The 26,989-nt window shown below is 68.9% G+C and carries 30 protein-coding genes; 12 read left to right on the forward strand and 18 right to left on the reverse strand.

Going from position 1 to position 26,989, the window contains the following annotated elements; all coding sequences use genetic code 11:
* Positions 1 to 17: 17 nt before the first annotated feature.
* The gene (locus AB0I04_RS07750; protein WP_360880784.1) at positions 18 to 863 is read right to left on the reverse strand and encodes an SDR family oxidoreductase; all 846 of its coding nucleotides are present in this window, start codon (positions 861 to 863) and stop codon (positions 18 to 20) included.
* A 77-nt stretch (positions 864 to 940) separates the two neighbouring features.
* Here AB0I04_RS07750 and AB0I04_RS07755 point away from each other — a divergent pair, with 77 nt between their 5' ends.
* Positions 941 to 1,501 (forward strand): MarR family transcriptional regulator, encoded by a 561-nt coding sequence (locus AB0I04_RS07755; RefSeq protein WP_360880786.1) that lies wholly within the window; start codon positions 941 to 943, stop codon positions 1,499 to 1,501.
* Between the two features lie 28 nt (positions 1,502 to 1,529).
* Here AB0I04_RS07755 and AB0I04_RS07760 read toward each other — a convergent pair whose 3' ends face one another.
* Together AB0I04_RS07760 and AB0I04_RS07765 are read right to left on the reverse strand one after the other, a co-directional pair.
* Complete coding sequence (locus AB0I04_RS07760; RefSeq protein WP_360880788.1) at positions 1,530 to 1,964, reverse strand: NUDIX domain-containing protein; 435 nt, start codon at positions 1,962 to 1,964, stop codon at positions 1,530 to 1,532.
* A gap of 8 nt (positions 1,965 to 1,972) precedes the next feature.
* A complete protein-coding gene (locus AB0I04_RS07765; RefSeq protein WP_360880790.1) occupies positions 1,973 to 2,314 on the reverse strand; it encodes a DoxX family protein in 342 nt (113 codons plus the stop codon).
* Between AB0I04_RS07765 and AB0I04_RS07770 the strand changes: the two genes are divergently transcribed.
* Positions 2,313 to 2,546 carry a hypothetical protein gene (locus tag AB0I04_RS07770; RefSeq protein WP_360880792.1) on the forward strand — a complete coding sequence of 78 codons (234 nt, stop codon included), beginning with the start codon at positions 2,313 to 2,315 and terminating at the stop codon, positions 2,544 to 2,546. The two genes, AB0I04_RS07765 and AB0I04_RS07770, sit on opposite strands and share 2 nt — an antisense overlap.
* Complete coding sequence (locus tag AB0I04_RS07775; protein WP_360880794.1) at positions 2,536 to 3,165, forward strand: GNAT family N-acetyltransferase; 630 nt, start codon at positions 2,536 to 2,538, stop codon at positions 3,163 to 3,165. The genes AB0I04_RS07770 and AB0I04_RS07775 overlap by 11 nt, the downstream gene beginning before the upstream one ends.
* Before the next feature lie 87 nt (positions 3,166 to 3,252).
* Here AB0I04_RS07775 and AB0I04_RS07780 read toward each other — a convergent pair whose 3' ends face one another.
* Genes AB0I04_RS07780 through AB0I04_RS07790 form a run of 3 tightly spaced genes read right to left on the reverse strand, consistent with a single transcriptional unit; the run spans position 3,253 to position 4,916 of the window.
* Positions 3,253 to 3,822 carry a 1,4-alpha-glucan branching protein gene (locus AB0I04_RS07780; RefSeq protein ID WP_360880796.1) on the reverse strand — a complete coding sequence of 190 codons (570 nt, stop codon included), beginning with the start codon at positions 3,820 to 3,822 and terminating at the stop codon, positions 3,253 to 3,255.
* 54 nt (positions 3,823 to 3,876) lie between these two features.
* Positions 3,877 to 4,584, reverse strand: a complete 708-nt coding sequence (locus tag AB0I04_RS07785; RefSeq protein ID WP_360880798.1) for an NAD(P)H-dependent oxidoreductase — start codon at positions 4,582 to 4,584, stop codon at positions 3,877 to 3,879.
* A gap of 32 nt (positions 4,585 to 4,616) precedes the next feature.
* The gene (locus AB0I04_RS07790; RefSeq protein WP_360880800.1) at positions 4,617 to 4,916 is read right to left on the reverse strand and encodes a hypothetical protein; all 300 of its coding nucleotides are present in this window, start codon (positions 4,914 to 4,916) and stop codon (positions 4,617 to 4,619) included.
* A 114-nt stretch (positions 4,917 to 5,030) separates the two neighbouring features.
* On the opposite strand from AB0I04_RS07790, the gene AB0I04_RS07795 reads away from it, so the two are divergent.
* Entirely contained in the window at positions 5,031 to 5,654 is a 624-nt protein-coding gene (locus tag AB0I04_RS07795) for a TetR/AcrR family transcriptional regulator (RefSeq protein ID WP_360880802.1), read from the forward strand.
* A 74-nt stretch (positions 5,655 to 5,728) separates the two neighbouring features.
* Here the strand turns inward: AB0I04_RS07795 and AB0I04_RS07800 are convergent, their stop codons facing one another.
* Complete coding sequence (locus tag AB0I04_RS07800; protein WP_360880804.1) at positions 5,729 to 7,021, reverse strand: MFS transporter; 1,293 nt, start codon at positions 7,019 to 7,021, stop codon at positions 5,729 to 5,731.
* Positions 7,021 to 7,596, reverse strand: coding sequence for a helix-turn-helix domain-containing protein (locus tag AB0I04_RS07805; RefSeq protein ID WP_360880806.1), 576 nt, complete (start codon positions 7,594 to 7,596; stop codon positions 7,021 to 7,023). Before AB0I04_RS07805 ends, AB0I04_RS07800 begins: the two co-directional genes overlap by 1 nt.
* Before the next feature lie 96 nt (positions 7,597 to 7,692).
* Here AB0I04_RS07805 and pip point away from each other — a divergent pair, with 96 nt between their 5' ends.
* On the forward strand, positions 7,693 to 8,655 hold the full coding sequence (pip, locus tag AB0I04_RS07810) for a prolyl aminopeptidase (RefSeq protein ID WP_360880808.1): 963 nt from the start codon (positions 7,693 to 7,695) through the stop codon (positions 8,653 to 8,655).
* Positions 8,656 to 9,230: 575 nt separating this feature from the next.
* Here pip and AB0I04_RS07815 read toward each other — a convergent pair.
* Together AB0I04_RS07815 and AB0I04_RS07820 are read right to left on the reverse strand one after the other, a co-directional pair.
* The gene (locus AB0I04_RS07815) at positions 9,231 to 9,353 is read right to left on the reverse strand and encodes a DUF397 domain-containing protein (RefSeq protein WP_360880810.1); all 123 of its coding nucleotides are present in this window, start codon (positions 9,351 to 9,353) and stop codon (positions 9,231 to 9,233) included.
* Entirely contained in the window at positions 9,350 to 10,201 is an 852-nt protein-coding gene (locus AB0I04_RS07820) for a helix-turn-helix transcriptional regulator (protein WP_360880812.1), read from the reverse strand. The genes AB0I04_RS07815 and AB0I04_RS07820 overlap by 4 nt, the downstream gene beginning before the upstream one ends.
* A gap of 108 nt (positions 10,202 to 10,309) precedes the next feature.
* On the opposite strand from AB0I04_RS07820, the gene AB0I04_RS07825 reads away from it, so the two are divergent.
* The 4 genes from AB0I04_RS07825 (at position 10,310) to AB0I04_RS07840 (ending at position 13,416) form a co-directional block, all read left to right on the forward strand.
* Complete coding sequence (locus tag AB0I04_RS07825) at positions 10,310 to 10,717, forward strand: ATP-binding protein (RefSeq protein ID WP_360880814.1); 408 nt, start codon at positions 10,310 to 10,312, stop codon at positions 10,715 to 10,717.
* Between the two features lie 16 nt (positions 10,718 to 10,733).
* Complete coding sequence (locus AB0I04_RS07830) at positions 10,734 to 11,054, forward strand: hypothetical protein (protein WP_360880816.1); 321 nt, start codon at positions 10,734 to 10,736, stop codon at positions 11,052 to 11,054.
* 158 nt (positions 11,055 to 11,212) lie between these two features.
* On the forward strand, positions 11,213 to 12,415 hold the full coding sequence (locus tag AB0I04_RS07835) for a serine hydrolase domain-containing protein (protein WP_360880818.1): 1,203 nt from the start codon (positions 11,213 to 11,215) through the stop codon (positions 12,413 to 12,415).
* Positions 12,416 to 13,068: 653 nt separating this feature from the next.
* The gene (locus AB0I04_RS07840; RefSeq protein ID WP_360880820.1) at positions 13,069 to 13,416 is read left to right on the forward strand and encodes a hypothetical protein; all 348 of its coding nucleotides are present in this window, start codon (positions 13,069 to 13,071) and stop codon (positions 13,414 to 13,416) included.
* A gap of 30 nt (positions 13,417 to 13,446) precedes the next feature.
* Here the strand turns inward: AB0I04_RS07840 and AB0I04_RS07845 are convergent, their stop codons facing one another.
* The 6 genes from AB0I04_RS07845 to AB0I04_RS07870 all read right to left on the reverse strand — a co-directional run bounded on the left by AB0I04_RS07845 (position 13,447) and on the right by AB0I04_RS07870 (position 21,028).
* The gene (locus tag AB0I04_RS07845; RefSeq protein ID WP_360880822.1) at positions 13,447 to 14,313 is read right to left on the reverse strand and encodes a carbohydrate ABC transporter permease; all 867 of its coding nucleotides are present in this window, start codon (positions 14,311 to 14,313) and stop codon (positions 13,447 to 13,449) included.
* Positions 14,310 to 15,257 carry a sugar ABC transporter permease gene (locus tag AB0I04_RS07850; protein WP_360880824.1) on the reverse strand — a complete coding sequence of 316 codons (948 nt, stop codon included), beginning with the start codon at positions 15,255 to 15,257 and terminating at the stop codon, positions 14,310 to 14,312. Before AB0I04_RS07850 ends, AB0I04_RS07845 begins: the two co-directional genes overlap by 4 nt.
* Positions 15,258 to 15,321: 64 nt before the next feature.
* A complete protein-coding gene (locus AB0I04_RS07855; RefSeq protein WP_360880826.1) occupies positions 15,322 to 16,638 on the reverse strand; it encodes an extracellular solute-binding protein in 1,317 nt (438 codons plus the stop codon).
* Between the two features lie 61 nt (positions 16,639 to 16,699).
* Entirely contained in the window at positions 16,700 to 18,817 is a 2,118-nt protein-coding gene (locus AB0I04_RS07860) for a glycoside hydrolase family 36 protein (RefSeq protein ID WP_360880828.1), read from the reverse strand.
* Positions 18,818 to 19,118: 301 nt separating this feature from the next.
* Entirely contained in the window at positions 19,119 to 20,174 is a 1,056-nt protein-coding gene (locus tag AB0I04_RS07865; protein WP_360880830.1) for a LacI family DNA-binding transcriptional regulator, read from the reverse strand.
* A gap of 185 nt (positions 20,175 to 20,359) precedes the next feature.
* Positions 20,360 to 21,028, reverse strand: coding sequence for a helix-turn-helix domain-containing protein (locus AB0I04_RS07870; RefSeq protein ID WP_360880832.1), 669 nt, complete (start codon positions 21,026 to 21,028; stop codon positions 20,360 to 20,362).
* 80 nt (positions 21,029 to 21,108) lie between these two features.
* Here AB0I04_RS07870 and AB0I04_RS07875 point away from each other — a divergent pair, with 80 nt between their 5' ends.
* Complete coding sequence (locus AB0I04_RS07875; protein ID WP_360880834.1) at positions 21,109 to 22,695, forward strand: DHA2 family efflux MFS transporter permease subunit; 1,587 nt, start codon at positions 21,109 to 21,111, stop codon at positions 22,693 to 22,695.
* Complete coding sequence (locus AB0I04_RS07880) at positions 22,692 to 23,483, forward strand: class I SAM-dependent methyltransferase (protein ID WP_360880836.1); 792 nt, start codon at positions 22,692 to 22,694, stop codon at positions 23,481 to 23,483. The genes AB0I04_RS07875 and AB0I04_RS07880 overlap by 4 nt, the downstream gene beginning before the upstream one ends.
* 19 nt (positions 23,484 to 23,502) lie before the next feature.
* On the opposite strand, the gene AB0I04_RS07885 is transcribed toward AB0I04_RS07880, so the two are convergent.
* Positions 23,503 to 25,560 carry a hypothetical protein gene (locus AB0I04_RS07885; protein WP_360880838.1) on the reverse strand — a complete coding sequence of 686 codons (2,058 nt, stop codon included), beginning with the start codon at positions 25,558 to 25,560 and terminating at the stop codon, positions 23,503 to 23,505.
* Between the two features lie 233 nt (positions 25,561 to 25,793).
* On the opposite strand from AB0I04_RS07885, the gene AB0I04_RS07890 reads away from it, so the two are divergent.
* On the forward strand, positions 25,794 to 26,267 hold the full coding sequence (locus tag AB0I04_RS07890; RefSeq protein WP_360880840.1) for a MarR family transcriptional regulator: 474 nt from the start codon (positions 25,794 to 25,796) through the stop codon (positions 26,265 to 26,267).
* Between the two features lie 167 nt (positions 26,268 to 26,434).
* On the opposite strand, the gene AB0I04_RS07895 is transcribed toward AB0I04_RS07890, so the two are convergent.
* Entirely contained in the window at positions 26,435 to 26,941 is a 507-nt protein-coding gene (locus tag AB0I04_RS07895; RefSeq protein ID WP_360880842.1) for an NUDIX hydrolase, read from the reverse strand.
* Positions 26,942 to 26,989: the final 48 nt, after the last annotated feature.

Consider the following 26,989-nt stretch of genomic DNA (forward strand, 5'->3'; position numbering starts at 1 on the left):
CCGCGCCTCGGCGGCCGTCAGTGGCGGGTGTCCAACGAGACCGGCTCCCAGCGCTCCAGATCGGCCAACTGCCCCTGGAGCTTCCGCCGGATGCGCTCCACCGCCTCAGGACCGAGCGGCAGACGAAGCGGCGTGTCCTCCTCGTCGACGGCCCGGACGATCGCCTCGGCGGCCTTGACCGGGTCGTTCGGCTGCGCGCCGTCCTGGGCGGAGAATCGCTTCCGCAGCGCCCCGGCCGGCGTTTCCCGGTAGTCGTCGATCGGGTCGGCGAACCGCATCGACCGGCCGGCGAAGTCCGTACGGAACGGCCCCGGCTCGACGATCGTGACCCGGATCCCGAGCGGCGCGACCTCTCCGGCCAGCGCCTCGGACATCCCTTCCAGGGCGAACTTGGAGGTCGCGTAGATGGCGTGGCCCGGGTTGCCGACCACGCCGCCGACCGAGGACATCTGCACGATGTGCCCGCTCCTGCGGGCCCGCATGTGGGGGAGCACCGCCTGGGTCACGGCGATCACACCGAACACGTTGGTGGAGAGCACCGCCTGGATCTGCTCGTCGGACAACTCCTCCAGCGCGCCGAGCAGACCGTGGCCGGCGTTGTTGACCAGCACGTCGATCCGCCCGAACTCCTCGATCGCGGTGCCGACCGCGGTCGCCACCTGCGCCGGGTCGGTGACGTCAAGGGCGACCGCGCGGACGCGGTCCGGCGCCCGCTCCACCAGGTCCTTGACCGCCTGCGGATCCCGCGCCGTGGCGACGACACGCTCACCGCGGGCGAGCACGGCATCGGCGATCGCACGCCCGAGGCCGCTGCTGGTGCCGGTGATGAACCACACGCGGGCGTCGTTTCCCGTGTCAGGCATACTCGACCCTTCTCAGTAGGTTAATTTGAGCATCAAAGTTTGATCCTCAAAGTATTTTAGTTCGAAGGATGTGTCCAGTGGCCGAAGAGCACGACGAGCTCCCGCCCGACTCGGTGGGCGCCGACTTCGCGGAGTGGATCGAGCAGATGCCCTCCGGCGTCGACCCCGTAGTCGAGGCCGCACGCCAGCGGATCGGCCGGATCGCGCGGCAGTTCGAGCGCGTCCTCGAACGCGTCGCCGACCGGCAGGGCGTCACCGTCGGAGACTGGGCCGCGCTGTCCGTCCTGCAGCGCTCCGGCCCGCCGTACGAACGCACGCCCAAGCAACTGGCCGACGCCCTCGGCCTGACACCCGGCACCATCAGCGTGCGCATCGACCGCCTCGCCCGAGCCGGTCTCGTCGAGCCGGCGCCCGCCGCCGACGGCCGCAGCCGCCCGATCCGCCTGACGGCGGAGGGGCGCCGCCTCTGGAGCGACGCCACCGCGCAACGCACGATCGAGGACCGGCGCCTGTTCGAGCTCGCACTCGACAGGGAGGAGCTCGACCGCCTCAACGCACTGCTCGGCCCACTGCTGGCCCGCCTCGAAGCGGAGTTCGGCCCCGCGCCGCGCCACGACCGGCTGCGCCCCGGCAGCTGAGGCCGATGCCCGCCTTGGTCACGACGGCTCAGTCGTAGAGCGCGCCGATCAGGGCGCCTTGGCCCGACTGGAGGACGTGAGCCGTCTCCAGCGGTATCCAGAAACACTCGAACGTCGTGGGCTCCCGCTCGCCGTCGTGGAGCTCCTGACTGACCCATCGCTCCGGCGCAGGCCCGGCCAGACCCAGGGCGAAGACGTGCCGCCGCTGAATCTCGAAGCGGTACGGGCTGATGTCGTACGTGACCTCTCCCAGCTTCCGGGTGATGCTGAACCGGGTGAGACCGGTCTCCTCCCGGGCCTCGCGAAGGGCGGCCTCCTCCGGCGCCTCACCCTGGCGAATGCCGCCGCCGGGAACCTGGACGCCGACCTCCTCGTAGGACTCGCCAACGTGCCGGAAGACCAGAAGCCGTCCCTCGCGGACGACATAGCAGAGCACCTTGTCCGTGACGGCCTTCTCGGTCATGGCGCTGCTCAGCCCGTGGTGATCAGGTACGCCAGCGCGCCGACCAGAGCCAGGACGACGGCGTCGACAGAGATCATCTTCACGGAGTCGCGGACCCGCAGACGGCTGATGATCGCACCGCACATCAGCGCGGCCAGACCGATCGCCGCGACCGCGCCGAGCCCCGGAAACGCCATGCCGATCAGCAAGCCGGCACCACCCGCCGCCTCGAGGGACCCGATCACACGCCATAGCTCTGGTGGCAGGCCGAGATGGTCACGGATCTTCACCGACTCCGGCCGGTCCACCACCTTGACCATGCCGGTCACCACGAAGAGCAGCCCAAGGATCACCGACAGTGTGATGGTCATGAAAGGCATCCTGGTCCTCCAGCGCATCGAGCGACTGAACGGTCATCATCGGTCACTTGAACGGCGCTGTTCAATCCGTAACCGTTCGAGCACGAACCGCCTTCTCGGCCAGCGGCGCATGGAACCGGGCTTCCCGCCGTCGACGATCGACCGCTTCCTCGCCACCGGCGAGCTCGACGCGGCATCCACGGCCCGGGAAAGCGGCCAATACAGTGACATCTGTGATCGATAAGGAAAGCGCCCAGGGCGCGCGGCAGACCGATGCGGCGATCGAGGCTTTCTTCGCCGGCCGGCCGGACGATGCCCGCAGAGTGACCCTGCGCCCGCTCGCCGGCAGTGATCAGAGCGAGTTCCTCGATCTGGTGAGCGTCAGCGACGACCTGCATCGTCCGTGGATGTCCCTGCCCTCCACACCGCAGCAGTTCCAGGCGTACGCCGCGCGGTACGAGCAGCCCGGCGAGGAGTCGCTGCTGGTGTGCGTACGCGGCACCGGTGCCATCGCCGGCATGGTCAACATCAACAGCATCATCCGCGGGCGCCTCCAGTCCGGCGCCCTCGCCTACGCCGCCTTCGCCCCCACCGCCGGTCAGGGCTATCTGACCGAAGGCCTCGACCTGGTGGTGCGGTACGCCTTCGAGCAGTTGCGGCTCCACCGGCTCGAAGCCCAGATCCAGCCCGACAACCATGCCTCCATCCGGCTGGTCCGGCGAGTCGGCTTCCGGCACGAGGGCAACTCGCCGGAGTTCCTGTTCATCGACGGCGCCTGGCGAGACCACGAGCGGTGGGCCATCACCAACACCATGATCGATATCAGGCCGACGGCTCCCCATCCGACCCTGCCCGAACGCTGAGCACCGGTCGGCCGCGTGACCGCGCGGCCGGCGAGCCGGGTGGCAGTGGCCGCCGACTCCGGCCGGGCAGTGGCGGACCCGGCCGACCTACCGCTGGGCGACGGTCGCGAACACGCCCCGCGCAGCCGTCCCATCCGGCCAGGTCCACCCGGCAACGAGGCGTCCGGGCGCCTCCTCGGCGGCCTCTGCCGACCGCAGAACGCGGTTGATCCGCACATCGCCGTCAACAGGGCTGTGCACGACCACGGTCGGGTCCGGGGTGTCGCTCACGCTCTGACGCTGCGGCACCGCCTCGCCGCGCAGAAGCGCACGCAACCGCGCCGTCACCACCGGGTCGTGGACACCGTCGTAAATCCACCGGGTGCCGAGCACCCCGTGCTCGGAGGTGCCGATCAGCGCCTCGCCGGGAACGCCCTCCAGCGCCGCACCGCGGTAGCCCATCGGCACCAGGTACGCTGCCGGCTCCTGCGCGCTGGTGTCGACCACGACCATGAGCTCGATCCCGACCTCGCCCTTCGGATCGTCCAACCGGAACCCGCCGGCCTTGAGCAGCTCCGGCGTACCCGCACCGCCCACATACCAGCTCTGGTCCGGCAGCCACTCGGTGAGCAGCTCCAGCTTGGTGGGCGTCATGGTGGTGTGGTGGATGATGGCCATGCGAGCTTCCTCACGCGTGTGTGCCGCCCCGTCTCTCTCGGGCTGTGATCGAACCTATCGAGGCAGACCGATGAGGCCCTGACCTGACGTGCGTAGCGGTGCCAGCGCCGCGGACCAGGCGATGATCTCCTCCAGCATCCGGGTCAGCGTCTCGGCGTGATGCGGGGCAGGAGTGCAAGTGCCCGGATCGGTGGGGTCGGTCGGGTCGGTGAAGGTGAAGTCGGTGAACATCGACAGCGCGACCTGGGTGGGCACATCGGCGACCTTCAGTTCGCCCATGACCTGACGCAGCTGCTCCACCGCACGAATTCCGCCGCTGGTGCCGTAGCCGACGAATCCGGCGGCCTTGTGCTGCCATTCGGCATACAGATAGTCCAGGGCGTTCTTCAGCGGGGCGGGGAAGGAGTGGTTGTACTCGGGGGTGACGAACACGAACGCGTCGAACGCCGCGACCGCCTGGGACCAGCGGCGGGTATGGGACTGGGCGTAAGCGCCGAAGGCGGCCGGGACCGGTTCGTCCAGCAGCGGCAGATCGAAGTCGGCCACATTCAGGATGTCGATGCTGGCACGGCCGCCGGCGACGGCCGGGACCGGTTCGTCCAGCAGCGGCAGATCGAAGTCGGCCACATTCAGGATGTCGATGCTGGCACGGCCGCCGGCGACGGCCGGGGAGGCGGCGGCCGTGTCAAGGGCCCAACGGGCCACGGCGGTGCCGCGGCGTCCGGGGCGGGTGCTGCCGACGACGAGGGCGATGCGGATCATCAGGGTCTCCTTGGGGAAGCGGTGGAGGGGTCTCACCGGGATTGGTAGGCCCCAGCCGGTTCCAGGTGGGTCACGGTCGGCGGCTGGGTGCAGATCCCGTTCAGCGCGGCCCGGTAGCGCTGGAAGGAAGCCAAGTGGTGATGGGCGGCCTCGGCCGGGCCACCGTCGGACTCGATGATGGCCAGGAACTGGCAGGTGCCTTCCAGGCGGAAGGTCTCGTAGCGCAGCCGTGGCGGTCGGCTGCGCTCCAGGTCCGCATAGACCTGTCGCAGCAGCTCGATGCTGTGGTCGACCAGTTCCGGCTGAACGGTGTAGCGGATCATCACGCGCATGCGGGCTCCCGGTGGCACGACGGCACAGGCTGATTTCGTCAGACAAGCTGTTTTTTGCCGGACATGCTGTCTTCCATCGGACGTGCTGTCAAGCGAAGCGGTAGGCTCAAGTACATGCCCCCTACCCGTAAGTACGAGCAGCGGCTGCGGGCCAAGGCTGCCGACCAGACTCGGCGGCGCATCCTGGACGCCGTCTACCAGCGCCTCGTCGAGGCCCCCTCCGAGCAGGTCAGCATGGACAAGGTCGCCCAGCTCGCCGAGGTGTCCCGCTCGACGATCTACACCGTGTTCGGATCACGCGCGGGCCTGTTCGACGCGCTCGGTATGGACCTGCTCCACCGCGGCGGCTTCACCGACATGGTCACGGCCGTCCTGCAACCCGACGCCCGGCGCGGGCTCCGTGATGGGATCACCGGCAACGTGCACATGTACGCGGCGCACCGAGACGTACTACGCGCCCTGTTCTCCATGGCCCAACTCGACGCCGACGCCGTCGGCGGCACCGTGCGCCGCCTTGAGGACGGCCGCACCCAGGGCATGAACGACCTGGCCCAGCGCCTCCACGACCAAGGCGCCCTCCGCGACGGGATCACCATCGACCAGGCCGGTCACCTGCTATGGCTCCATACCGGCTTCGACGCCTTCGACCTGCTGTTCACCGGACGATCACTGTCCACCGACACGGTCGCCACCCTGCTGGCCCACGCCGCCGAACACGCCCTCTGCCGCCCCGCGTGACCGCTTACCTCAGGGCACCCCGATCACGGCAACGCACCGACACCTCGCGGGAAATCTGCTGGTCCTCGAGTGCGTCAGGCATCCTGGCCCCGCCGAGGAGATTCTCCTGTCCGCTGACCGCCGTCGCGGAGGGTGGCCGCCAAGTCGACGCAGTCACCACCGACTTGGCCGAACGAACCCTGGGGGAGCGGCGCGGTCAATCGACGAGCGAGCCACAGATAGGCGGCGGCGGTGAGCATGCCGATCGCGACGACTACGAGCAGGAGCCGGTAGTCCACGACGGACACCAGAGCGGCGCCCGCCGCGATGGAGATCGTCTGCGGACCGCTGACCAGTGTTTCGGCCGCGGTGGAGACCCGGCCGATAAGGGGACCGGGCGTGTGCCGCTGTATCACGGTGGTGAACCCGGTGACCATTATGGTCAGGCCCAGGCCGCCGATGACTCTTCCCACGAGGATGACGGACAGCCACGGAAAGACGTACAGGGCGTCGCCGAGCCCGAACGCGGCCATGCCGATCGCGATCGCAGCGAGTTCACCGACGCCTCGGGCGAGCCGACCGGCCCACAGTCCTCCGGCGATGGCGCCGACGCCCTGGGCCGAGGCGAGCACGCCGACGAACTCGGGCGGCCGGTGCAGGCCCTGGCCGACGACGGCGAACAGCACCGACTCATTGATGCCGATGACCAGGAAGCCGATGGCCGTGGCGATCGTCATGCGGCGCAGTGCCGCTTCGGTCCTGATGTGCGACAGGCCTGCGGTCAGTTCGCTCAGCCAGTGCAGGCCCGAGGGCACCGGCGGCTCCTCGTGCAGGCGCATGCGGGCGATGGCCGCCGCGGCGACCAGGAAGGTGACCGCGTCGATCGCGGCGACGGCCGCGCCGCCTAATACGGCGAACAGCGCCGCGCCCGCGAGCGGACCGCCCAGCCGGAGCCCTTCCCTGACCGTCTGCAGGGTGCCGTTGGCGCCGGCCAGCAGGTCGTCGGCGAGCAGTTCCTTCAGCAGGCCGCTGAGCGCGGCGGCGATCGTCACCGACGAGATGCCGTAGAGCGCGGCGACCGTGTAGATGATCCAGACGTCGGCGGCGCCGCGTACGGCGAACAGTGGGAGCAGCATCAGCGCCGAGGCGAGATTCGCGACGATGAGGAAGGGGCGGTGCCGGAAGCGGTCGACCAGCCAGCCGCCGAGCGGCGCCAGGACGTACGGCACCGCGATGAAGAGGGTGACCAGTCCGGCTGCGCCGTTGGAGCCGGTGAGGCTCTTGACCCAGATGGCGTACACCAGCATTAACAGCGCGTCGCCGACCATGCTCGCGGCCAGGCCGGCGAACAGCAGCCGGAACGCGGGAACCCGGAAGACGGCGCGCATCAGTCTTCGGCGTACGGTTCGGCGGGCACGGCCCAGGCGAAGATCCGGACCCGGCGGGCCCCAGGGGGACGTTCGGCCGGGTCCCGGCGCTTCTTGTGGCGGCTGACGATCGCGGTGATGGCCTCGTTGAGCTCTTTCAGCTCTTCCACGGTGAGCCAGTCGATGTTCTGGACCCAGTTCGCGGCGTCCTGCCATTCGGGCGGGTCGGTGCGCCGCCACGCCTGCCAGTCACGCAGCCCGGCGAACTCCTGCTCGACGAACTGGGCGCTGAGCGCGTCGCTGGCGGCGGCCACCTCACCGGACTCGTCACTGTCACCCCACGACAAGACACGCGGTACCGGCCGCCACGGACGATGCCGGCCCTTCCCGCCGCCGGCCTCCTCGACGAAGCCGTACTTGGCGAGCTGACGCAGATGCCAGGAGCAGTTCGCCGGGCTCTCCCCGATCATCTCGGCGAGTTCGGTGGCGGTCGCGGTGCCGCGCTCGTACAGGGCCTGGCTCAGCCGCATGCGTACGGGGTGGGCGAGCGCACGCAGTTCACCCGGGTCGCGGAGTCTCCGTTCCGGTGTCTCCATGCCAGGGACGATAGCCGTCAAAAGCATCTTTCGAAAGAGTCTTTCTATAAAGGTGCTAGTACAGTCCATCGGGCGTCGATTCAGGGAGGCCGGGCCGTGGGTGAGCCGTATCCGCCGATTGAGCCGTACGAGAGCGGGATGCTCGACGTCGGTGACGGCAACCTCGTGTACTGGGAGGCCTGTGGTAATCCGGACGGCAAGCCGGCGCTCGTCGTCCACGGCGGGCCGGGATCAGGGTGCGGCACGTGGATGCGCCGGTACTTCGACCCGGATCGGTACCGCGTCGTCCTGTTCGACCAGCGCGGCTGCGGGCGCAGCACTCCACACGCGAGCGATCCCGCGACCGACATGCGGCACAACACGACCAGGCATCTGATCGCCGACATGGAGCAGCTGCGGGAGCACCTGGGCATCGACCGCTGGCTGTTGTACGGCGGCTCGTGGGGCTCCACGCTGATCCTCGCCTACGCCGAGTCCCACCCCGAGCGCGTGTCGGAGATCGTCATCTCCGCCGTCACCAGCACCCGACGCTCCGAGATCGACTGGCTCTACCGAGGTGTCGGGCGCTTCTTCCCCGAGCAGTGGGAACGCTTCCTCGCCGGAGCCCCCGGCACGCCACGCGACGGTGACATCGTCGCCGCCTATAGCCGCCTGATGGAGCACCCGGATGCCGCGGTACGGGAGAAGGCCACGGCCGACTGGTGCGCGTGGGAGGACGCGGTCCTTTCCGGGGAGACGAACAACACCTCCAACCCGTACGGCGACCGTCCCCCGGCCGCCCGACTGGCCCTCGTGCGCATCTGCTCGCACTACTTCGCCCACGGCGCGTGGCTCGAAGAGGGTGTGCTGCTTCGCGAGGCCGGCCGGCTGGCCGGCGTACCGGGTGTCCTGATCCACGGCCGGCTCGACATGGGCGGGCCGCTCGAAACGGCGTGGGAACTCAACCGTGCCTGGCCCGACGCGGAGTTGATCGTCGCCGAGGACGCAGGACACCTGGGCAGCGAGACGACACGCGACCACGTACTCCGAGCCCTCGACCGGTTCGCCGTTCCGGCTTGAGGGTGGGGAAACCCGAACCCCGGACGTCCGGGCCGGCACGATCGATCGCACCGACCGCCCTTCGGGAGCATGAAGCCGTCGAATTCCCCCTCTGTTACGAGGTGACGCTTCATGCACCGATCATCCCGCCTGTTGGCGCTCGGTCTGGCCGCGATCTGCGTCGGTACGGCCCTGCCCGCGGCCGCGGACACGGGCCGGTTCACGCCGGGAGCGCCCGGCGTGGGCGACCCGTGGTTCCCGGCCGAGGGCAACGGCGGCTACGACGTACGGCACTACGGCCTCGATCTGTCCTACGACCCGCGGACACAGCGGCTCGACGGAACCGCTCACATCGAGGCGCGGGCCACCCAGGATCTGTCCCGCTTCGATCGCCGCCTCGCTGGACGGCACGGAGGCAGGCCGCGCAGCAGTGGGGGCCGCCGAACTGCAGAGGCGGCAGGAGCACGACACCCTCGTCACGAGCCACCCGGACTGCTTCAGCGCACAGCAGGTCCAAGCCGCCTCAGCCAGGCTCCGGACCACCGCCCGCTGACCAGGGGGACTAGAGGACGAAGGACGTGCTCTCCTGCGTGTTGTTACTTCCCGATCTGGGACTCCATGCCGCTGCGGATCACAGCCGCCAACTCGACGCAGTTGCCACCGGAGTTCCCGCTGCGGCTGCTCTTGCGCCAGCCGGTGAGGAGTTGAGGGGTGTTCACAGGGCCTCCCGGATCAGCTTCTTGCTGTCGTCGACGCTTAGGGCCTCGGCGCGTATGAGCTCGAATCGCGTGAGGGCACGCGCGACATCCCTTTGCTGTTGAATCATGTGCCCTCCACCGGACGCCTCGGCGAAGGCCATATCGGCGCCTTCATCGAAGCTTAGGATCGAGAACCCTCCTTCTAGACCAAGGTACTCACCAACCGATGCTGGTACGAGTTGGAATGTGACATCGTGACGCTCGGTCATCTCTAGGAGATGCATGAGCTGCTTCCGCATCACACTTAGTCCACCGACTTTTCTCCTGATCACACCTTCGTCGAGGACGATCCATAGGCACGGGGGATCTGGATCCTCACGGTAGAGGATCTTCTGACGTTCCAGCCGGGCGGCGACGGCCTGCTCTAGCTCTTCCGGTTTTCGCCCGGCCGCCAGCACGGCGCGAGCGTACTCCTCGATCTGCAGGAGACCGGGTATGAGAAGCGGCTCGAACATACGGATGTGCGTTGCTTCCGGCTCCCTGACGGCGAAGGGGCGGAAGAAGTCGGGGAGCTCTTCGCGGACGATGAGGCCGTGGAGCCAGCCGAAGCGGTCGGTGGCGAAGAAGGTGTCGAGGTCCTTGGCGTGGTCGGAGGTGGGGGAGCGGAACGCCGTCTCGAGGTTGCCGACCGCGGACTTCGCCCAGTGCAGGCGATCGGCCAGCTCGGCCTGGGACAGCTTCACGTACTCGCGGTGCTTGCGAACCTCGAAACCGAAGTAGGCGGTGAGGCTCTGATCCGGAGTTAGGGCTTTGGGGGGTTTTGGCATTGTTCGCATCCATTCGGTGTCCACAAAGCGGAGCCCGCTCACGTGTGGATATAAAGCTGATGCAGAGAGTAACAATTCGGTACGACGATTAGCGGGTCAACGGAGGATTCGGCCGGCGGGAGCCGCGTCGAGAGATGACAGGCATGGCCCATGGATCACCTACCGGCGTCCCAGGCGCTGTCGTTCACGGCTACGGAGAGCACCGTTCCCGCCATTCGCCGATGGGTCTCGATAGTCATCGGTGAGTTCGGTCGGCATGACCGGTGTTCCGACGCCGAACTGATCATTTCCGAACTCGCGACCAACGCGATAAAGGCTGCACCCGGGAAACTCATCAAAGTGATGATCACTCGGGACGGCGAGGAAAGCATCCTCTCCGTCTGGGACCCGTCCCCCGAACTCCCTGAGGTCGGATACGACCCGCTCGCCGACCTGGACGACGACGACTTCGACCACAACGGAGGCCGCGGCCTGCTCCTCGTGACCACCGCCGCTACCGCGTGGGGCTGTACGCCGACCCCTGACCAGGGAGGCAAGTGGGTATGGGCGCGGATCTGACAGCAGAGGGCCGGAAATGAGCACTCCCGAAGAACGGCTCCAGCGCTCCCTGTCCGACTTCTACGTCACCCTCGACGCGCTGCGCGTCATCGGTATGTCCCAGGTGGCCGAGACGCGGCAGCTGAAGATTCTGGTCGGTCAGCGGCCGACTTTGAAATCGCCTGGATGCGGGGCGTGCTATTCGGTCCGGCTCTGCCGAGAGTGGGCTTTTTTGAGCGATTCGGCGGTGACCCGTGATGCCGGCGAGAGCCTCGCCGTGGCCGACGGCCGGGTCTACATCGTGTCCGAGGTCCGCCGGAACGACGGGTCACCGAACCACGAATCCTCGGGAGCATAACCGCTGCAACGGCTTCGGCTCCCGCTGCGGTATCGGTTAAGGCGATGTCATCACGCCACGGGGGGAGACCCAGGTTCCCCCGGCGTGGGGACGCCGCCTCGGGTCGTGTGGGCGTTGAGTGGTGCCTCGCTATTCGACGTACTCACAGGAGGTATCCGATGGACGCACGTGCGAAGGTCCGGCGGCGGACCGTGACCGTGTGGGCGGCCTGCCTGGCCGCGCTGGCGGTGCCGATCACTTCGGCCTGCACCCCGAGCGATCACGATGCCCGTACCGCAGGCGACCGGGCGTCGGTCTCGCCGGCTCAGGGAGGGCAGCTGCAGCGGTCGCTGGACGCGGTGACGGCCGCGGGGGCGGTGGGGGTGCAGGCCGAAGTGATCGGCGCCGACGGCCGGTGGCGGGGTGTCAGTGGGCACGCTCGGCTGGGTGGCGCGCAACCGGTGCCCCGGCAGGGGCGCTTCCGGATGGGGAGCATCACCAAGTCGTTCACCGCGACGGTCCTGCTCCAACTCGCCGCGGAGGGAAAGGTGGGCCTGAACGACCCGGTCGAGCGGTACCTGCCCGGCCTGGTGTCCGGCGGGCAGCACATCACGCTGCGCCAGCTCCTGAACCACACCTCGGGGATCGCCGATTACCTCGATGACACCAAGACCTATCCGATAGCCGGCCGGGCGTTCCTGGAGAAGGTGCGGTTCCACACGTTTCCGGCCGAACAGCTCGCCCGTAGCGGCGTCGCGCTTCCGCGGTACTTCCCGCCCGGCAAGGGCTGGCACTACTCGAACACGAACTACGTGCTGGCCGGTCTCGTCATCGAAAAGGTCACCGGCCGGTCCTGGCGAGACGAGATCACCCGCCGGATCGTGCGGCCGTTGGGGCTGCACAACACGACCGTGCCCTACGGCGACCCCGACATTTCCGGCCCGCACGCGCACGGATACATGGAGATCGACGGCCGGGCCGTGGACATCACCCGGATGAACCCCTCGATCGCGGGACCCGCCGGCGCGATGATCTCCACCACCGGCGACCTCGATCGGTTCTACGCCGCGCTGCTCGGCGGCCGGCTGCTGCCCGCGACGTGGCTCGCCGAGATGAAGAAGACGGTCCCGATTCCTGACGGCGGCCCGGCCAAGGAGGCGGACGGGCTGGGCATCGACAGTATGCAACTCCCTTGCGGCGTCACGGTCTGGGGCTACGACGGAGGCATCGTCGGCTACGGCAGCAAGAGCCTGCACACCGCCGACGGCCATCGGGGCATCACCCTGTCCGTGACCCTGCGCGACCTCTCCGACCCCCACACCGGACAGATCCTGGACGCGATCCAGAAGACGGTCGACACCGCTTTCTGCGGGACCCGCTGAAGGCATTCCGAACGGCACAAACCCATGCCTGGGCCGCCACTGCTCGGTGGCGATGCCCGGGCGGGTGCGTGGCACTCGGCCGGGCGGGAGTTGCTAGTGGTCACGGTCGTCTGTCCTGTACGCGCTGCGCGGGCAGCGTGGGAGCGGCGTTGGTCCATCCGGTGCTGACCGAGGTGTAGGTGTTGTGATTTCCGGGCGCGCTCTGATTTCCGACGGCGAGGATATTCGCAGTGGCGGGATCGATGATGAACCGGTCCTGATACGAACCACCATCCACCGCGTGAGCATGGCGCGAATCGAGAAAACGATCTCGTCCGCTCCGATTCGCTACCGAACCTAATGTCGTTCCGCAATGACGGTCCCGAGCGTCTCAGTGTCCTTGCACCCATCGCGCACCGCCATTGGGACCTGGTCGAAGAGGTTTGTAGGCGTGCGCGAGTCGGCGGGGAGGGGCTGGCTGCGCTGGCTTCTTCCGATTGCGACTTCGTTCTGCGGGTAGTTGCTTACGTATCGGAGGGCGACCAATTCTCTCCGGGGTTCGCTCTGAGTAAGGATGTCGTTTCGTTGCTGGCGAACGTGGGAGCCTTTGTGGACATCGACCTCTACGTCGTGGACTAGCGGCAACAGGTCAGGTGATGGAATGATCGCTCTTTATGGGGCAAGCCGTGGGTGGCCCGTCCGATGGGGCATTGGGTGGTTGGTTCGGTGTTCGTTGCGTTTTCCTGGACGCGAACAACGGAATCTATGAGGAGCGCGTCACTCTCTGGCGGGCGGCCGGCTTCGCCGAGGCGATCGCGCTCGCAGAGGCTGAAGCGCTGGAGTATGCGGCGATATTCGACAATGTAAGGTACCTGGAATTGGCGCAGGCTTACTCGATAGGGGAGGAGGAGCCTGGGCATGGTAGCGAAGTCTTTTCATTGATGCGGGACAGCGATCTGGGCGAAGAGGAGTACCTGGACCGCTTCTTCGTTACCGGCGATGAGCGGGAAGCTCACCTTTAGCCTCCACCACGCAGAAAGCGCCGTGTCGGGTTACTTCACGGCTCCGCTGGTGATGCCGGAGATGATTTTCCGCTGGGCGACGGCGAACACGGCGATCAGGGGGAGGCTCATCAGGATCACGTACGCGAAGATGAGGTGCCAGTTGTTGAGGTACAGGCCCGCGCTGGCGACCTGGAACAGGTTGAGCGGCAGCGTGTCGATGCGCCCGCCGATGACGAAGAACGCGTAGAAGACGTCGTTCCACACGTACAGGCAGATCAGGATGGTGGCGGTCGCGAGCACCGGCCTCAGCAGCGGAAGGACGACCCGTACGAACACCCGTACCGGTCCGGCGCCGTCGATCTGCGCGGCCTCCTCCAGGGAGGCCGGGATCGTACGGACGAACCCGGTCACGAAGAAGATCACGGTGGACAGGTAGATGCCCATGTAGACGCCGATCATCCCGACCGCGCTGCCGGCCAGGCCCAACTGGCGCAGCAGCAGGACCAGGGTGACGACGGCGGGCGGCAGCACGATGCCGCTGATCCCGAGGGCGTACAGCATCGCGGTGAGGCGCGTGGTGCGGCGGGCCAGGATCCAGGCGGCCATCGATCCCAGGACGAGGACGCCCACCACGGACGGGACGACGACCAGGAGGCTGCCGAAGAACGCCGTGGGTATCCGGCCCTGGTGCCAGACCTCCGCCAGGTTGTGGAACAGCTGCCAGTGACTCGGCGGCGACAGGTTCGGTGTCAGCGCCTCGCCCTGGGACTTGGCGGCTGTCGCGACGACCAGCCACAGCGGGATCCCGATCAGGAGCGCGACGAGCGCGATCGCGCAGAACGGCTGCAGTCGCCGCCAGATCGACGCGTCGCTGAGCCCGGTACCGCGGCGGCGGGATGAGGTGGCGGCGTTCACAGGATCTCCTCGCGCTTGCGCAGGATGGCGATGACGGGGAAGGCCATGAGCGCCACGACGAGGAACAGCATCAGGCTCATGGTGGTGGCCTGGGCGAACAACCCCTGGCCGAAGGTCCGGAAGATGAAGATGTTGAGGATCTCCGTCGTACGGGCGGGACCGCCACCGGTGGTGGCCTGAACGATGTCGAATCCGTTCATCGAGCCGAGGAGCGCGGTGGAGACGTTGAAGGTGACGGCGGGCGCCAGGAACGGGAACCGGACCGACCAGAACATCCGCCAGCGGGAGGCGCCGTCGATGCGCGCCGCCTCGGCGATCTCCGCCGGGATCGTCTTGAGGCCGGCGAGGTAGATGAGCATGGACAGGCCCATCCACTTCCAGGCGTGGATCACCGAAACGGTGACGATCGTCCAGGTCGTGTCCCCGAGCCAGGGGTAGCCGACGTGATGCCCCAGCACGGTGCCCAGTAGCCGGTTCACGCTGCCGTCGGGCTTGAGCAGCGCTTGGAAGATGTAGCCGACGGCGAGCGCGGACATCAGCACCGGGATGAGGAAGAAGACCCGGGCGAAGCGGTTCACGATGGTGTCGCGCTCGAGCAGGACCGCCAGCACGAAGCCGAACACGTTCTGGAAGACGGCCACCAGTACCGCGTAGACGACGGTGATGCGGAGCGCGCGCAACAGGGTGCCGTCGGAGATCAGGTCCTGGAAGTTGGCGAGGCCGACCGGGCGGATCGCGCTCTTGAAGCTGGACCAGTCGGTGAAGGCGTAGATGAAGTTGAACAGCGTGGGCACGAAGAAGAAGACCAGCAGGATGAGGAATGCCGGCGCCAGGAACCACATCGGATGCGTGCGATGCGCGTTGCCGTGGCCGCGTCGCCGCTGACGAGGCGCCTGAAGCGTGGTCGGGCTCTCCCGCACGGCTCTTTCCTTGACCGAGTGCACGTGTCGGACTCCTTCGCGGAGGGGGTGCCGGAGCACAGCCCCGGCACCTCCGAGGGACGAGTGATCAGAAGCCGGGTGCCCCGGCGGCCTTGGCGAGCTGCGCGAACTGGTCCTGGGTGGTCGAGGCCACCTTCTCCGGCGGCATCTTTCCGGCGATCATGTCGGAGAGGTTGAGGTACAGGTCGGGGTTGGCGACGGCGAGGGCCTGCATCGAGCCGACGGAGGTGGGCAGGGAGGCGTGCACGGCCAGCAGGGCCTGCGGCACGCCCGCCGGGTTCGGCACCGAGGGCTCCAGCGACACGGTGTTCTGGGTGGTGATGAAGTTCTTGTAGTCGGGGCCCATCCAGAAGGACAGCAGCTGCCGGGCGGCCGCCTCACGCTTGGCGTCGCCGGTCTTGAACGCGACCAGGGCGTTGGACTGGTCCGGGATGTACGTGCCGACGTTCCCGGACGGTGAGATCGGGAAGAACCCGATCTTCTTGTCGAGGGTGGCGGTGTCCGCGCTCGCCTGCAGCTCGCCGAAGAAGGAGTTCACCTGCATGGCCATGGCGGCCTTGCCGCCGAGCAGCGCCTTGCCCTGGTCCTCGAACTTCGCGGTCTTGATGTTGGAGTTGAACAGTCCTTCGTCGATCAGGGACTTGTACTTCTTGATCGCTCCCAGCACGGTCGGGCCGGTGAACGTCTCCTTCTTCGTGTTGACCCTGCCCCAGAGCCCGCTCTTCGCGGCGTCGGCGAGCTGGACCTGAACCCACCACTGGGTGGCCCACTTGTCGCCGCCCATCTCGTAGAACGGGGTGACGCCCTTGGCCTTGAGCTTGCGGGCCACGGCGATCATCTCGTCGAAGTTCTTCGGCGTCTGGGTGATCCCGTTGGCGGCGAAGACCTCCTTGTTGTAGTAGACGCCCTCGACCGCCGGGCTGGTGATCAGCGCGGCGTAGCGAGTGTTGTCGAGGAGCCCGGTCATGTCCTTGAGGGCGGGCGAGAGCTTCGACAGCCAGGGTGCGCCGGTGAGCGGTTGAAGATTGGCCTTCGCGTTGATCGCCGTCAGCATGGACGCGGTCGGCTGCCAGAACGCCAGGTCCGGCTTGTCGCCGGTGGCGACCTTCGTCTGCACGCCCTGCTCGTACGGGTCGGGGATCGTGACGACCTTGACGGTGGCGCCCGTCGCGGTGTGGAAGGCGTCGATGACCTGCTTGGGCACGGTGTTGCTGTTCTGGGCGGCCCAGATCGTCAGGTTGACGCCGGCGAGCTTGGCCGAGGGGTCCGTCCAGGTCGCCGCGGCAGCGCTGGACGAGGAGCCGGCACCGGGGTCGCTGCAGGCGGTGGCGGCCAGGCTCAGCGCGAGCGTCGCCGCCACACCGAGGAGGGTCCTTCTTTTCATCGCAGATCCTTTTCGGGAGGGGGACCCCGCTCTGTTGTGGCAGAGCGGTCAATCTAGCGGTTCAGATGCTGTTTTTGCTGGTAGAGCGGATGCGGAGGAGTCGTGCGGCGACCGTTTCGGTGTCGGGTGCCTGGATGGACAACCGGCCGGTCCGGGAATCGAAGTGCCGGCCGAAGGAAGGGAGACGGCGGGGGAAGAGCGTGTCGATCTCCACATCGGCGCCCGCCAGGTGCGGCAGGGACAGCACCGCGTCGTCGGCGGTCCCGCCCCGGTACCAGACGGTCACGTACGTCGTGTCACCGCGGCGCAGCGCCAGGCTGAGCCACGAATCCGACCAGCCGGGCAGGCCCAGTGGCCACAGCGGCGTGGCCGCCGCCAGTTCGGCTCGGATGTCGCGGTGGACGGCGACGGCGTCCCGTACGGAGGCCAGCTGCCGGTCCGTCATCCGGTCGAGGTGGCCGGACAGGTAGAGGCGGCCGAGGAGGCCGGTGCACAAGGTGAAGGCGATCTGCTCGTCGCTCATGTCCGGCTGCGGGTAGGCCCAGTTGCCGGACTGCTCGGGCAGCAACGACATCGGCGCCGCGGCGGCGATCGGCGGGTAGCGCAGGAAGTCCTGCTGGTCGCTGGTGGACTGGAGCTGCATCCGCGACAACATCGCGTAGTCCATGCGCATCGCCCCGGACGCGCAGTTCTCCAGGATGAGCCCTGGATGCCGGTCCAGGACACCGTCCAGCCAGGCCAGGTGGGCGCGGTTGTGGGCCAGCAGGCCCGCTCCCGCGCTGTCGGCGTCCCGGTCGGTGCCGACGCCGGGGTCGATGTTGTAGTCGAGTTTGAAGTAGCCGACGCCGAGCTGCTCGACCAGCCGGTTGATCGTCTCGTCCAGGTGCGCGACGGCGCGGGGGTGCCGCAGGTCCAGGTGGTAGCGGCCGTGCTCGACCACCCGTACGCCGCCGCGCTGCAGGAACGCCTCCTCGGGCAGTTTGTCGGCGATCGGGCTGCGGACACCGATCACTTCGGGTTCCAGCCACAACCCGGGCACCATCCCTCGCCGCCGGATGTGGGCGAGGACCTCTTCGATCCCGCGTGGGAACCGTGCCTGGGACGGCTCCCACGCGCCGACGCTGTCCCACCAGTTGCCGTCGCCGTACCAGCCGGCGTCGATGCAGAACACCTCGGCGCCGACGCCGGCAGCCGCATCGATCAACGGAAGCAGTTTCGCGGTGGTCGGGTCGCCACTCAGGGTGTTCATGTAGTCGTTGAACACGACCCGGAGAGCGTCGCGGTCGGGGTGCGGCCGCACGAGGGCGCGCCGGTGAGCCGTCAAGGCGGCGGCCGCACCGTGCAGGCCTTCGCCGGAGACGGCGACCGACACCGGAACGGTGGTGAAGGATCCGCCGGGCTCGAGGTCGTGCTGCCACTGGTGGTCGAGATCGGTCGGGCCGAGCAGCGCGACGTAGGCGCCGTCGAGACGCTCACCGGTCTCCCAGCGCCACGCGCCGTTGTGCTCGATCTGCCACAGCCAGGCGTCTCCGCCCTCCCGGTCGATCAGGCCGCCGGTCGGCAGGACGTGGGCGGTGGACCAGGCACCGGTGCTGATGGCCGCGAACCGCCCGCGACCGTTCTGCCCGTGGAACGGCAGGTTGAGGTCGACCGCGATCTCCCGGAAGGGGCGACGGCTCCATCGGCCCTCGCCGATCCACTCACTGGATCCGCGCACGAGGTCCAGGCGATCGACGGGGTGCCCGTGGAATCCGGCCGAGAAGGATGACACGCCCAGCAGAAGGAACGGCCGGTCGCCGTGATTGGTCACGCGGACCTGACTCTGTACCGCGCTCACGCCGTCGGCCGACCGGAGCATCACCTCGACTCGCAGGCCTGTCGGCTCGTCTCGCAACTCGATGCGCAGCAGGTGCCACCTGCCGTCCCGGGACCGCTCACTGCCGGCGAATTCCAGGCGGCGGCCGATCGTGGTCTCGGAGAACCGCTCCGATATGGCGTCCCGCCCCGTACCGGCGGTGAGGATCTCCACCAGCGGCTGCGCCGTGGGGCCCGGGGGAGGGCCGGCGTGGTCGGGCGTCATCGTGCGCACACTCACCGGCCGTCCCGGGGTGACGTCCACGACGAGGGACAACGCCGAGTGCCCCCACGTGATGCTCGTTCCGTCGTCGAACGCGCTCAACTGCTGCTCCTTCTCGTACGGGCGGGAGGACAAGGGATCGGGGCCTGTCTTCGCGGGGTCGCCGGGAAGACCGGGCACCTGGCCGCTATCGCGGTGCCGGGTGCCATCGGCGCTCGGCGGTGTGCCCGCCGTGGAGACGCCGGTCGGCCGTGTCGTCGCTCTTTAAAGGGGTCATCAGGGCCGGTCACCGGCCGGTCGGCTTCTCGATCGACCAGATATGTGACCGGTCACATGCGGATGAGTGTGACCGGTCACATTTCGGAAGGGAAGGTCTCGTTACCGTCTTGTTACAAGCGGGTTTCTAGCGCGCCGTCCGCGGCGGGGCGGTCGACTCCCGGACGACCAGGTTCGGGGCGGTCAGCGCGATCTCCGGACGGGGCCGGCCGTCGAGTTCGGCCGCCAGGGCGGCGAGGCAGGCCCGCCCCCAGCCCGCGAAGTCCATGCGGATGGTGGTCAGGGCCGGAATCCAGTACGCCGAGCCGGGAACGTCGTCGAACCCGACGAGGCTGACGTCGGCGGGAACGTCCCGGCCCGCGTCGTACAGGGCACGACGTACGGCCATCGCGGTGTCGTCGTTGCCGCACAGGATCGCCGTCACCGCGTCATCGGCGGCCAGCGCACACCCTGCCTCGTACGCCGATCGGGCGTCCCACCCGGCGGCCACGATCTCCGGGACCGGAGCCTCCGCCTCCAGCAGGGCACGCCGCCACCCCGCCTCGCGTCCCCGCGTCCCGGCTTCGGAGGGGATCGCCACGTGGTGCACCGTACGGTGCCCGAGCGACAGCAGGTGCCGGGTCGCGTCGGCGGACGCCTGCTGCTCGTCCAGGCAGATCGTCGTCCGCCCGGCCTCGGCGAGAGCACCCGGCTCGACCGCCGCGACCGCCGGGACGTCGCCGGGGAGCCGGCGCAGCAGCTCCATTCCCGCGGCGTCGAAGGCGATCACCACCACGCCGCCCACGCTCGGGTCGCTGACGTGCTCGACGGCCTGCCGGATGTCGCCGGAGCGGGCGGACTCGATCACCTGGACGCCGACGGCGAGCCCCTCCTCACGGGCGGCCTCCTCGATGCCCTGGAGCGTGGCGGCGTAGCCGTAGAGCGTCGTGTTCGAGGTGACGACCGTGACGGCGCGGGCCCGCCCGAAGCCGAGCGCACGGGCCGCGCGGTTCGGCCGATAACCCAGCCGTTCGATCGCGTCCATCACCTGATGCCTGGTCACCGGCCGCACTCTCGGCGAGTCGTTGAGGACGCGGGACACCGTCTGATAGGAGACGCCGGCCGCCGCCGCGACGTCCCTGATGCTCGGTGCCGCGTCCCGGCGCTTACGGGAGGGGGCCCGCTCAGGAGACGGTTGGCTCACGCCGTCATGGTGATCGCTCGACCGTCGCCCGGTCAAACCCGGGCCGGGCGACGGGTACCGGCCGGACCAGCGGCTTCACCTGTGAGGCTCCGCCGCCGGTGCGGGAGGGGTGCACGCGTCAGGGCTGATCTGGACCGATGAAGGCGGTCCGGACGCGGATCCTGAATCGCCGTCGGAAACGATGCTCAGTGTTCGGCCGTGGATGGAGCGCCTTCGGGATCCGCGGCGACAGGTCGGAGGCGGGCGAGCACGTCGTGACGACCGCGGCTGGTCAACCCGATCTTGGTGGCGAGGTCGATGTCGATCATGCCGTTGAGCAGCCCCAGGATGGCGCGGGGCGGGCCCTCCAGGACCAGGTCGGGGTCGGCGGCGCGGCCGACGCGGGTGTGGACCTGCCCTCCGCCGATCTCGATGACGGCTTGCTCGTCGGATGCGACGAGCTGGATGACCACCGGCGGGGCTCCGGGGTCGGCGTCAGTGGTGAACCAGGCGGGAGCGTAGGCGAGCCAGCGTGCCTGGAACGCGTCGTCTGGCCGTTCGACGTCCATGAGTCGCAGTCCCCACAGTCCGAGCGCCTTCAGCACCGGCTCCAGCGACAGGCCGTTCTCGGTCAGGGCGTAGAGGGCGGTGGCGACGGGCGGAGGCGCGTCCTCGCGGCTGATCAGCCCGGCGTCCTCGAGCTCCTTCAGGCGGGTCGACAGCAGGTTGGTCGCGATGCCGGGCAGCCCGGTCTTCAGATCGGTGAACCGGCACGAGCCCTGCAGTAGCAGCTCCCGGACGATCAGCAGCGTCCAGCGGTCCCCCACGATGTCGAGGGCCCGGGCGATCGAGCAGTACTGGCCGTAGCTTCGCATGCGCCAAGCCTAACGCACCACGGTTTAGTTCCAAAACCTTGTAGTTGAAAAAGTAAACCGACTGTGTCTACTCTTCAACCGTGATTCGTGAACCGTCGAAACCACTGGTCCTCGTCGCCCTGCTCACGGCATCGTTCGTGATCAATCTCGACACCATGCTCGTCAACGTGGCGCTGCCGACGCTGTCCCGTGAACTGGGCGCGACGACCTCGCAGTTGCAGTGGGTGGTGGACGCCTACAACCTGGTCTTCGCCGCGCTCCTGCTCACTTCCGGGAGCCTGTCCGACCGGTTCGGCCGCAAGGGCATGCTGCTGGCCGGGCTGGGGGTGTTCGGTCTCGCAAGCTTCGCCGGCGGGTACGCCACGTCCATGGCGGAGCTGATCGCCGCGCGGGCGGTCATGGGCCTCGGGGCGGCGATGACGTTCCCAGCCACGTTGTCGCTGCTGACCGGGGTGTTCACCAGCCGGAAGGAGCGGGCGATGTCGATCGGCCTGTGGGGAGCCACGGGCGGGATGGCCATCGCTCTTGGGCCGATCGTGGGCGGCTTCCTGCTCGAGCACTACAGCTGGTCGAGTGTCTTCTACGCGCTCGGGCCGGTGTCGCTGGGCGTCATCATCCTGGTCGCGCGGTACGTTCCCACCTTCAAGGACCCGGCTCCGCACCGCCTGGACCTCCCAGGCCTGGTCCTGTCCGGCGGCTTCATGGGGCTGCTGGTCTACACCGTCATCGAGGCTCCGGACCGGGGCTGGACGTCGACGGCGTCGCTGCTCGGGTTCGCCGGCGCCGCGGTCGTTCTGGTCGCGTTCATCGTCGGCGAGCGCCGCGCCGACCGGCCGATGCTCGACGTACGGCTGTTCACCGACATGCGCTTCAGCGCTGCCAGCGCCTCGGTCACCATCGCGTTCTTCACGCTGTTCGGGTTCATCTTTCTGATGACCCAGTACTTCCAGTTCGTCCGGACCTATAGCCCACTGGCCACGGGCGTGCGCCTTCTGCCCGTCGCGATCTCGGTCGCCGTCGGATCGATCGCCGGCACCAGGCTCGCGGTCCGCCTCGGCACCAAGACCATGGTCGCCGCCGGGCTGGCCCTGCAGGCGATCTTCTACTTCTGGGTCGCCGGTGATATCACGCCGACGTTCAGTTACGGGATCATCGCCGTGCAGATGGTCGTCTACGGCCTGGGCATGGGCCTGACCTCCGCGCCCGCGACCGAGTCGATCATGAGGGCCGTCGGCGCCCACCAGGCCGGCGTCGGCTCCGCCGTGAACGACGCGACCCGCCTGCTCGGCGGCACCGTCGGCGTGGCCGTCCTCGGCAGCGTCTACGCCTCGCTGTACGCCTCGCGGCTCACCACCGCTCTTCCCGCCACGTTGCCGCACACCCTGACCGACCCCGCCCACCAGTCGATCGGGGCGGCGTACGGCCTCTCCGGCTACCTCGCCGCACACGGCCAGAACGACGCGGCCCAGGCCATCCACCAGGCCGCCACCAACGCCTTCGACCACGGCCTCAGCATCGGCTGCGTCGTCGCCGGAGCCGTCGCCGCGGTCGGTGCGCTCCTCGCCGCCGCCTTCCTGCCCGCCCAACCCGCACAGCAGCCAGAACCGCCGACCCGACCGAGCGAGCCGGCCCACGCCGGCAGCCACCGGAAGGACCTCACGCGATGACCTACGAAGAGACCGGCGTCGACCAGACGATCAACCGGCTCCTGGACGAGTATCCCGACCTCGACATCTCCGCCGACGGCGCGCTGGACGGCCTCGACCAATTCCACATCGGCGGCGCCGACGCGGTCGACCTGCTCATCGGCAGCCTCACCCTCACCGAGGGCGAGACCGTCCTGGACGTCGGCTCGGGATTCGGCGGACCAGCCCGGCAGATCGCGCGCCGCACCGGCAACCACGTCACCGGCATCGACATCACCCCGGCCTACGTCAACGCCGCCCGCGACCTGACCGCCAGATCCGGACTGCGCGACCTCGTTCAATTCCGGGTCGGCGACATCGCGACGTTCGACCCTGACCCGCTGTTCCAAGCCGCGATCACCATGCATGTCCAGATGAACGTCCACGACAAGACGGCCTGGTTCGCGCACATCGCCCGCTGCCTCGCCCCCGGCGCACGCCTGGCCGTCTGGGAGGTCTGCCGGCCGCGTCAGACCGACCTGGCCTGGCCCATGCCGTGGTCACTCGACGGCACCGACAGCTTCGTCGTCACCGCCGACTCACTTCACGCCTCGATCGAGCAGGCCGGCTTCACCACCACCGAATGGACCAACGAAACGGCCTGGGTTCGAACCTGGATCACCAAGACCTTCGCCGGCGGCCTGCCCGCCGGACCGGCGCTGCCGATGCTCCTGCACGACGGCTACGCCCGAGTCGTCAACTACGCCACCGCGCTCAGCGACGGCTCCCTCCAAGTCTGGCGAGGATCCTTCACCAGAGACGCAGGCTGAGGAGATCTTTGGGCCGGCCTCAGTCGTCCGTGGCGTGTGGCGGGTCGTCGGAGGATCGCTCCTCGCTGCCGTGGTCGGGCTTCCGCTCGGGCTCGGAGGCGGAAGGCGGCTCGGGTCTCGGATCGGCCGATGTCGTCTCAGGCGGTGCCTGGGGAGGGGGCGGGCCGTACCCCGGTGGCGGTCCGTAGCCGGGCTGAGGCGCGTATCCCGGTGGCGGTCCGTAGCCGGGCTGAGGCGCGTATCCCGGGGGCGGGCCGTACGGCGACGGTGGGCCGTAGCCCGCGGGTGGGGCGTAGCCGGGTGGGGGAGCGTACCAGGCCGGCGGGCCGGAGGGCGGCGGAAGGCCCGGGCCGACGGCGGGGATCGGGGCGGGCCGGCCCGGCTGCTGGGCAGGCCCCGGCATGCCCGTGGCCTCTTCGTCCGGGCCGGTGGTGATGACGAGCCGGTCCAGGTAGAAGATCTGGAGCGCTGCCAGCGCGATGAACACCAAAATCACCGCGACGATGGGCGTCGTCAGCCCGACCTGGGCGTTGGCGCTGATGAACTCGCCCACGCGGACCAGCAGTTCGACCGGCGCGGTCCGGTTGCCGACGCTGACGCCCACAATGCTCGGCCAGAGCACGCCCTGCGCGCCGATCAGGGTGATCGCCCCGGCGAGCAGGCCGGCCAGGGGGAGTGCCGGGACGACGACCGTCGCGAAGAACGACGGCGCGGCCGGAGCGCCGGTTGCGCGCTGTGCCCGCCAGCGGGCCGCGTGGCGCCGGCAGAAGAGCGTCAGGATGAGGAGCGCCGGGACGCTCACCCAGATCGGCGAGAACAGCGACGTGAACTTGTCGAGAAGGTGCAGGCTCCGCTCGTTCTCGTAGCCGGTGACGCTGAGCGGGCCGATGCCGACGAACAGCCACGGTGCGAACGGCAGGAGCAGCAGTTCGCTGCGGCGGCCGAGCGGGCGCAGGCCGCCGATGCCCAGCGCCGCGAGGAACGCCACGCCGACGGAGACGAGGGCGTTCAGCAGCGGCGGGACCCAGGTGTTCAGGTAGATCTTGCCGGTGGACCCCCCGGAGGGCGAGGAGCCGTGTCCGCTGGAGAACAGCGCGGACAGCCAGGGCCACAAGCCCAGAACCGTGAAGATGAGGACCACGACCACGGACAGGATCGCGATCACCGAGCGGGCGGCGTCCGGGCGCGGGCCCGGCTCCGGCGCACCGCGACGCGGGGCTGGGGCGAGCTTGATCCCCAGGCCGGTCCTGATCGCGATGACGGTGGCTCCCACCCCGAGGACCGCGAGGATCAGGCCCGTGATGGTGGCGACGGCCGACCCGACGCCGAGGTTCGCCATGCGGAACGCCACGTTGTACTGCATGCCGATGAGCGTGCTCGACTTCCTCGAGTCGCCCATCACCCCAGAGAACGTGAACGCCTGCAGGCTCGTCGCGGCGGCGGCCAGCACGACGATCGCCCCCACCGCGAGCATCGCCGGGGTGATCCGCCGGCCCTCGGCACGGGCGCGCAGGACGGGCAGGAAGACGAGCAGCGCCAGGCCGCACACCGCGCCGAACATCGCCGCCGCCGTGACGAACGGGATGACGGTCGCCGCCTTGTCGGGGCTGTCGATCCGGCCGAAGATCGTGGCGATACCGTCCTTGCCGGTCGCCTGGCTCATGTGCCAGGCGACGGCGACCGCCAAGGGGGAGAAGACGACGAGCGGCAGCGACATCAGCACGCGACCGACCCGGCGGGGCCAGGTGCCCGCCTGGTCGAGGGCGGCGGCGAGCGCCGGGCCGATCAGCACCGCCACGATGATCGGGACGACGGCGATCGCGATCGAGAAGCCCAGCGCCCGCCAGAAGTCGCCTTCCTTCAGCACGGTGCCGTAGTTGTCCAGGCCGACGAACCGATGGGAGCTGCTGAGGAACCGCGAGTCCTGGAGGCTGCGCACGATGGTCTGGCCGGTCGGGACGACCAGCGAGGCGAGCGCGAGCACGGCGGCCGGGAGGACGAGCAGCAGGGCGGGGCCGAGATGCCGGTCGGCGGCGGGCCGGCCTGCGACGGGTAGCGCCGGGGGATGAGGGGCCATCGTCCGCTCCGCGTTCTTCCGTTGTGATCGATCTCACTGATCGTCAGTGCTGACGGTAGCGCCCGAGGGACGTTCTTGTCGCGGGTCCGTCCCCTTATGACCTCTCCAGGCCGCCCGTGGCCTTGCCGATGCCGCTGGTCGCTCCCGTCACCAGACAGGTCGCCTCATTCATGATTTTGCTCATAAAATATGACTATCATGCTCCATGTCCGCAAAGGCGTATGATCGCCCGCATGGCGGATGAAGGAGGAAGATCCGAAAAGGGCGCTCCCGTTCCACCGCCCGAGCTCCGGGCCAGCACCGGCTATCTGCTGGCGCGGCTCGGTGCCGAGTCGCGGCGGCGATGGGCGCGCATGCTCGCCGAGCACGGGATGACGCCGCATCACTACGGCGCCCTCATGACGCTCGACGACCTCAAGACCACCCACCAGCAGCGCCTCGCCGAGCTGATCGGCGTCGATCCGCGGAACGCCGTCTCGGTGGTCGACTTCCTGGAGCGCCAGGGGCTGATCGAGCGGACCCGGGACCCCGCCGACCGGCGTCGTCACACCATCGCGCTGACCGCGGAGGGCCGGACCGTGATCGCAGGCCTGCGCCGTACCGGCGAGGGCATCGAACAGGACATGCTCGACGGGCTGACCAGCGATGAGCGGGCCGCGCTGCACGTCCTGCTGCACCGGCTCTTCGAGCTCACCGTCGACCGATGAACGGAGGCCGTACGGCCAAGGAGCGTCTCCGCGCCGGCGCCGTACGGTCAAGGAGGATCTCCGCGCCGACGGCACGCGCTCCCGGAGGGCACACGGCGGACGAGCGCTCTCCGCACCGGCGCCGTACGGCTAAGGATCGATCTCCGCGTGCTCCCGAACGCGCACGGCTACGGCGCGACCTCCGCGTCAGAGGGCCGGGTCACCGGAAGGTACTGGGTCTCGCCGGTCCGGCGGGCGTGGAGCGCGGTGGTGAGGCGGCTCGCGAAGGCGGTGGCGAGCATGCCGACGCCCTCCTCAGCCGTCACGAACGCGTAGTCGTCGAGCTCCTCCTCCTGGAGCCGGATCGGCGGGTCGCCCTCGTACACGCCGCAGTCGAACAGGAAGTACACGCTCGGGCGCGGGCGCTCGCCGCCGGCGGGGACCCAGTCGGAGACGAGCAGGCGCCCCGCCGCGACGCTCAGCCCGACCTCCTCGAGCACCTCCCGCTCGCATCCCCGGTGCGGCGCCTCGTCGGCCTCGACGACGCCGCCGGGGAAACCCCAGTACGGGCGGTAGTTCGGCTTGACGAGCAGGGCTCGCCCCGCAGGGTCGGTGATGAGGCCGCCCGCCGCGACGTACACGGACGGAAGCGAGGCGTACCAGTCCTCGGCCGACAGCCATTCACGTTGCGTCACCTAGCCGACGCTAACGCCTCCCGGCCGGGCGGGATGCCGGAACCGGCC

This window comes from Actinoallomurus sp. NPDC050550 (genome assembly GCF_040655075.1).
GTDB lineage: Bacteria > Actinomycetota > Actinomycetes > Streptosporangiales > Streptosporangiaceae > Actinoallomurus.

What these genes read in the sequence shown, in the direction of transcription:
- AB0I04_RS07750 (WP_360880784.1), bottom strand. Translation starts at nt 863, where the DNA reads ATGCCTGACACGGGAAACGACGCCCGCGTGTGGTTCATCACCGGCACC.
- AB0I04_RS07760 (WP_360880788.1), bottom strand. Translation starts at nt 1,964, where the DNA reads ATGACCGAGAAGGCCGTCACGGACAAGGTGCTCTGCTATGTCGTCCGC.
- AB0I04_RS07770 (WP_360880792.1), top strand. Translation starts at nt 2,313, where the DNA reads ATGAAAGGCATCCTGGTCCTCCAGCGCATCGAGCGACTGAACGGTCAT.
- AB0I04_RS07765 (WP_360880790.1), bottom strand. Translation starts at nt 2,314, where the DNA reads ATGACCATCACACTGTCGGTGATCCTTGGGCTGCTCTTCGTGGTGACC.
- AB0I04_RS07780 (WP_360880796.1), bottom strand. Translation starts at nt 3,822, where the DNA reads ATGGCCATCATCCACCACACCACCATGACGCCCACCAAGCTGGAGCTG.
- AB0I04_RS07785 (WP_360880798.1), bottom strand. Translation starts at nt 4,584, where the DNA reads ATGATCCGCATCGCCCTCGTCGTCGGCAGCACCCGCCCCGGACGCCGC.
- AB0I04_RS07790 (WP_360880800.1), bottom strand. Translation starts at nt 4,916, where the DNA reads ATGCGCGTGATGATCCGCTACACCGTTCAGCCGGAACTGGTCGACCAC.
- AB0I04_RS07795 (WP_360880802.1), top strand. Translation starts at nt 5,031, where the DNA reads ATGCCCCCTACCCGTAAGTACGAGCAGCGGCTGCGGGCCAAGGCTGCC.
- AB0I04_RS07800 (WP_360880804.1), bottom strand. Translation starts at nt 7,021, where the DNA reads ATGCGCGCCGTCTTCCGGGTTCCCGCGTTCCGGCTGCTGTTCGCCGGC.
- AB0I04_RS07805 (WP_360880806.1), bottom strand. Translation starts at nt 7,596, where the DNA reads ATGGAGACACCGGAACGGAGACTCCGCGACCCGGGTGAACTGCGTGCG.
- AB0I04_RS07825 (WP_360880814.1), top strand. Translation starts at nt 10,310, where the DNA reads ATGGATCACCTACCGGCGTCCCAGGCGCTGTCGTTCACGGCTACGGAG.
- AB0I04_RS07830 (WP_360880816.1), top strand. Translation starts at nt 10,734, where the DNA reads ATGAGCACTCCCGAAGAACGGCTCCAGCGCTCCCTGTCCGACTTCTAC.
- AB0I04_RS07835 (WP_360880818.1), top strand. Translation starts at nt 11,213, where the DNA reads ATGGACGCACGTGCGAAGGTCCGGCGGCGGACCGTGACCGTGTGGGCG.
- AB0I04_RS07840 (WP_360880820.1), top strand. Translation starts at nt 13,069, where the DNA reads ATGGGGCAAGCCGTGGGTGGCCCGTCCGATGGGGCATTGGGTGGTTGG.
- AB0I04_RS07855 (WP_360880826.1), bottom strand. Translation starts at nt 16,638, where the DNA reads ATGAAAAGAAGGACCCTCCTCGGTGTGGCGGCGACGCTCGCGCTGAGC.
- AB0I04_RS07870 (WP_360880832.1), bottom strand. Translation starts at nt 21,028, where the DNA reads ATGCGAAGCTACGGCCAGTACTGCTCGATCGCCCGGGCCCTCGACATC.
- AB0I04_RS07880 (WP_360880836.1), top strand. Translation starts at nt 22,692, where the DNA reads ATGACCTACGAAGAGACCGGCGTCGACCAGACGATCAACCGGCTCCTG.
- AB0I04_RS07885 (WP_360880838.1), bottom strand. Translation starts at nt 25,560, where the DNA reads ATGGCCCCTCATCCCCCGGCGCTACCCGTCGCAGGCCGGCCCGCCGCC.
- AB0I04_RS07890 (WP_360880840.1), top strand. Translation starts at nt 25,794, where the DNA reads ATGGCGGATGAAGGAGGAAGATCCGAAAAGGGCGCTCCCGTTCCACCG.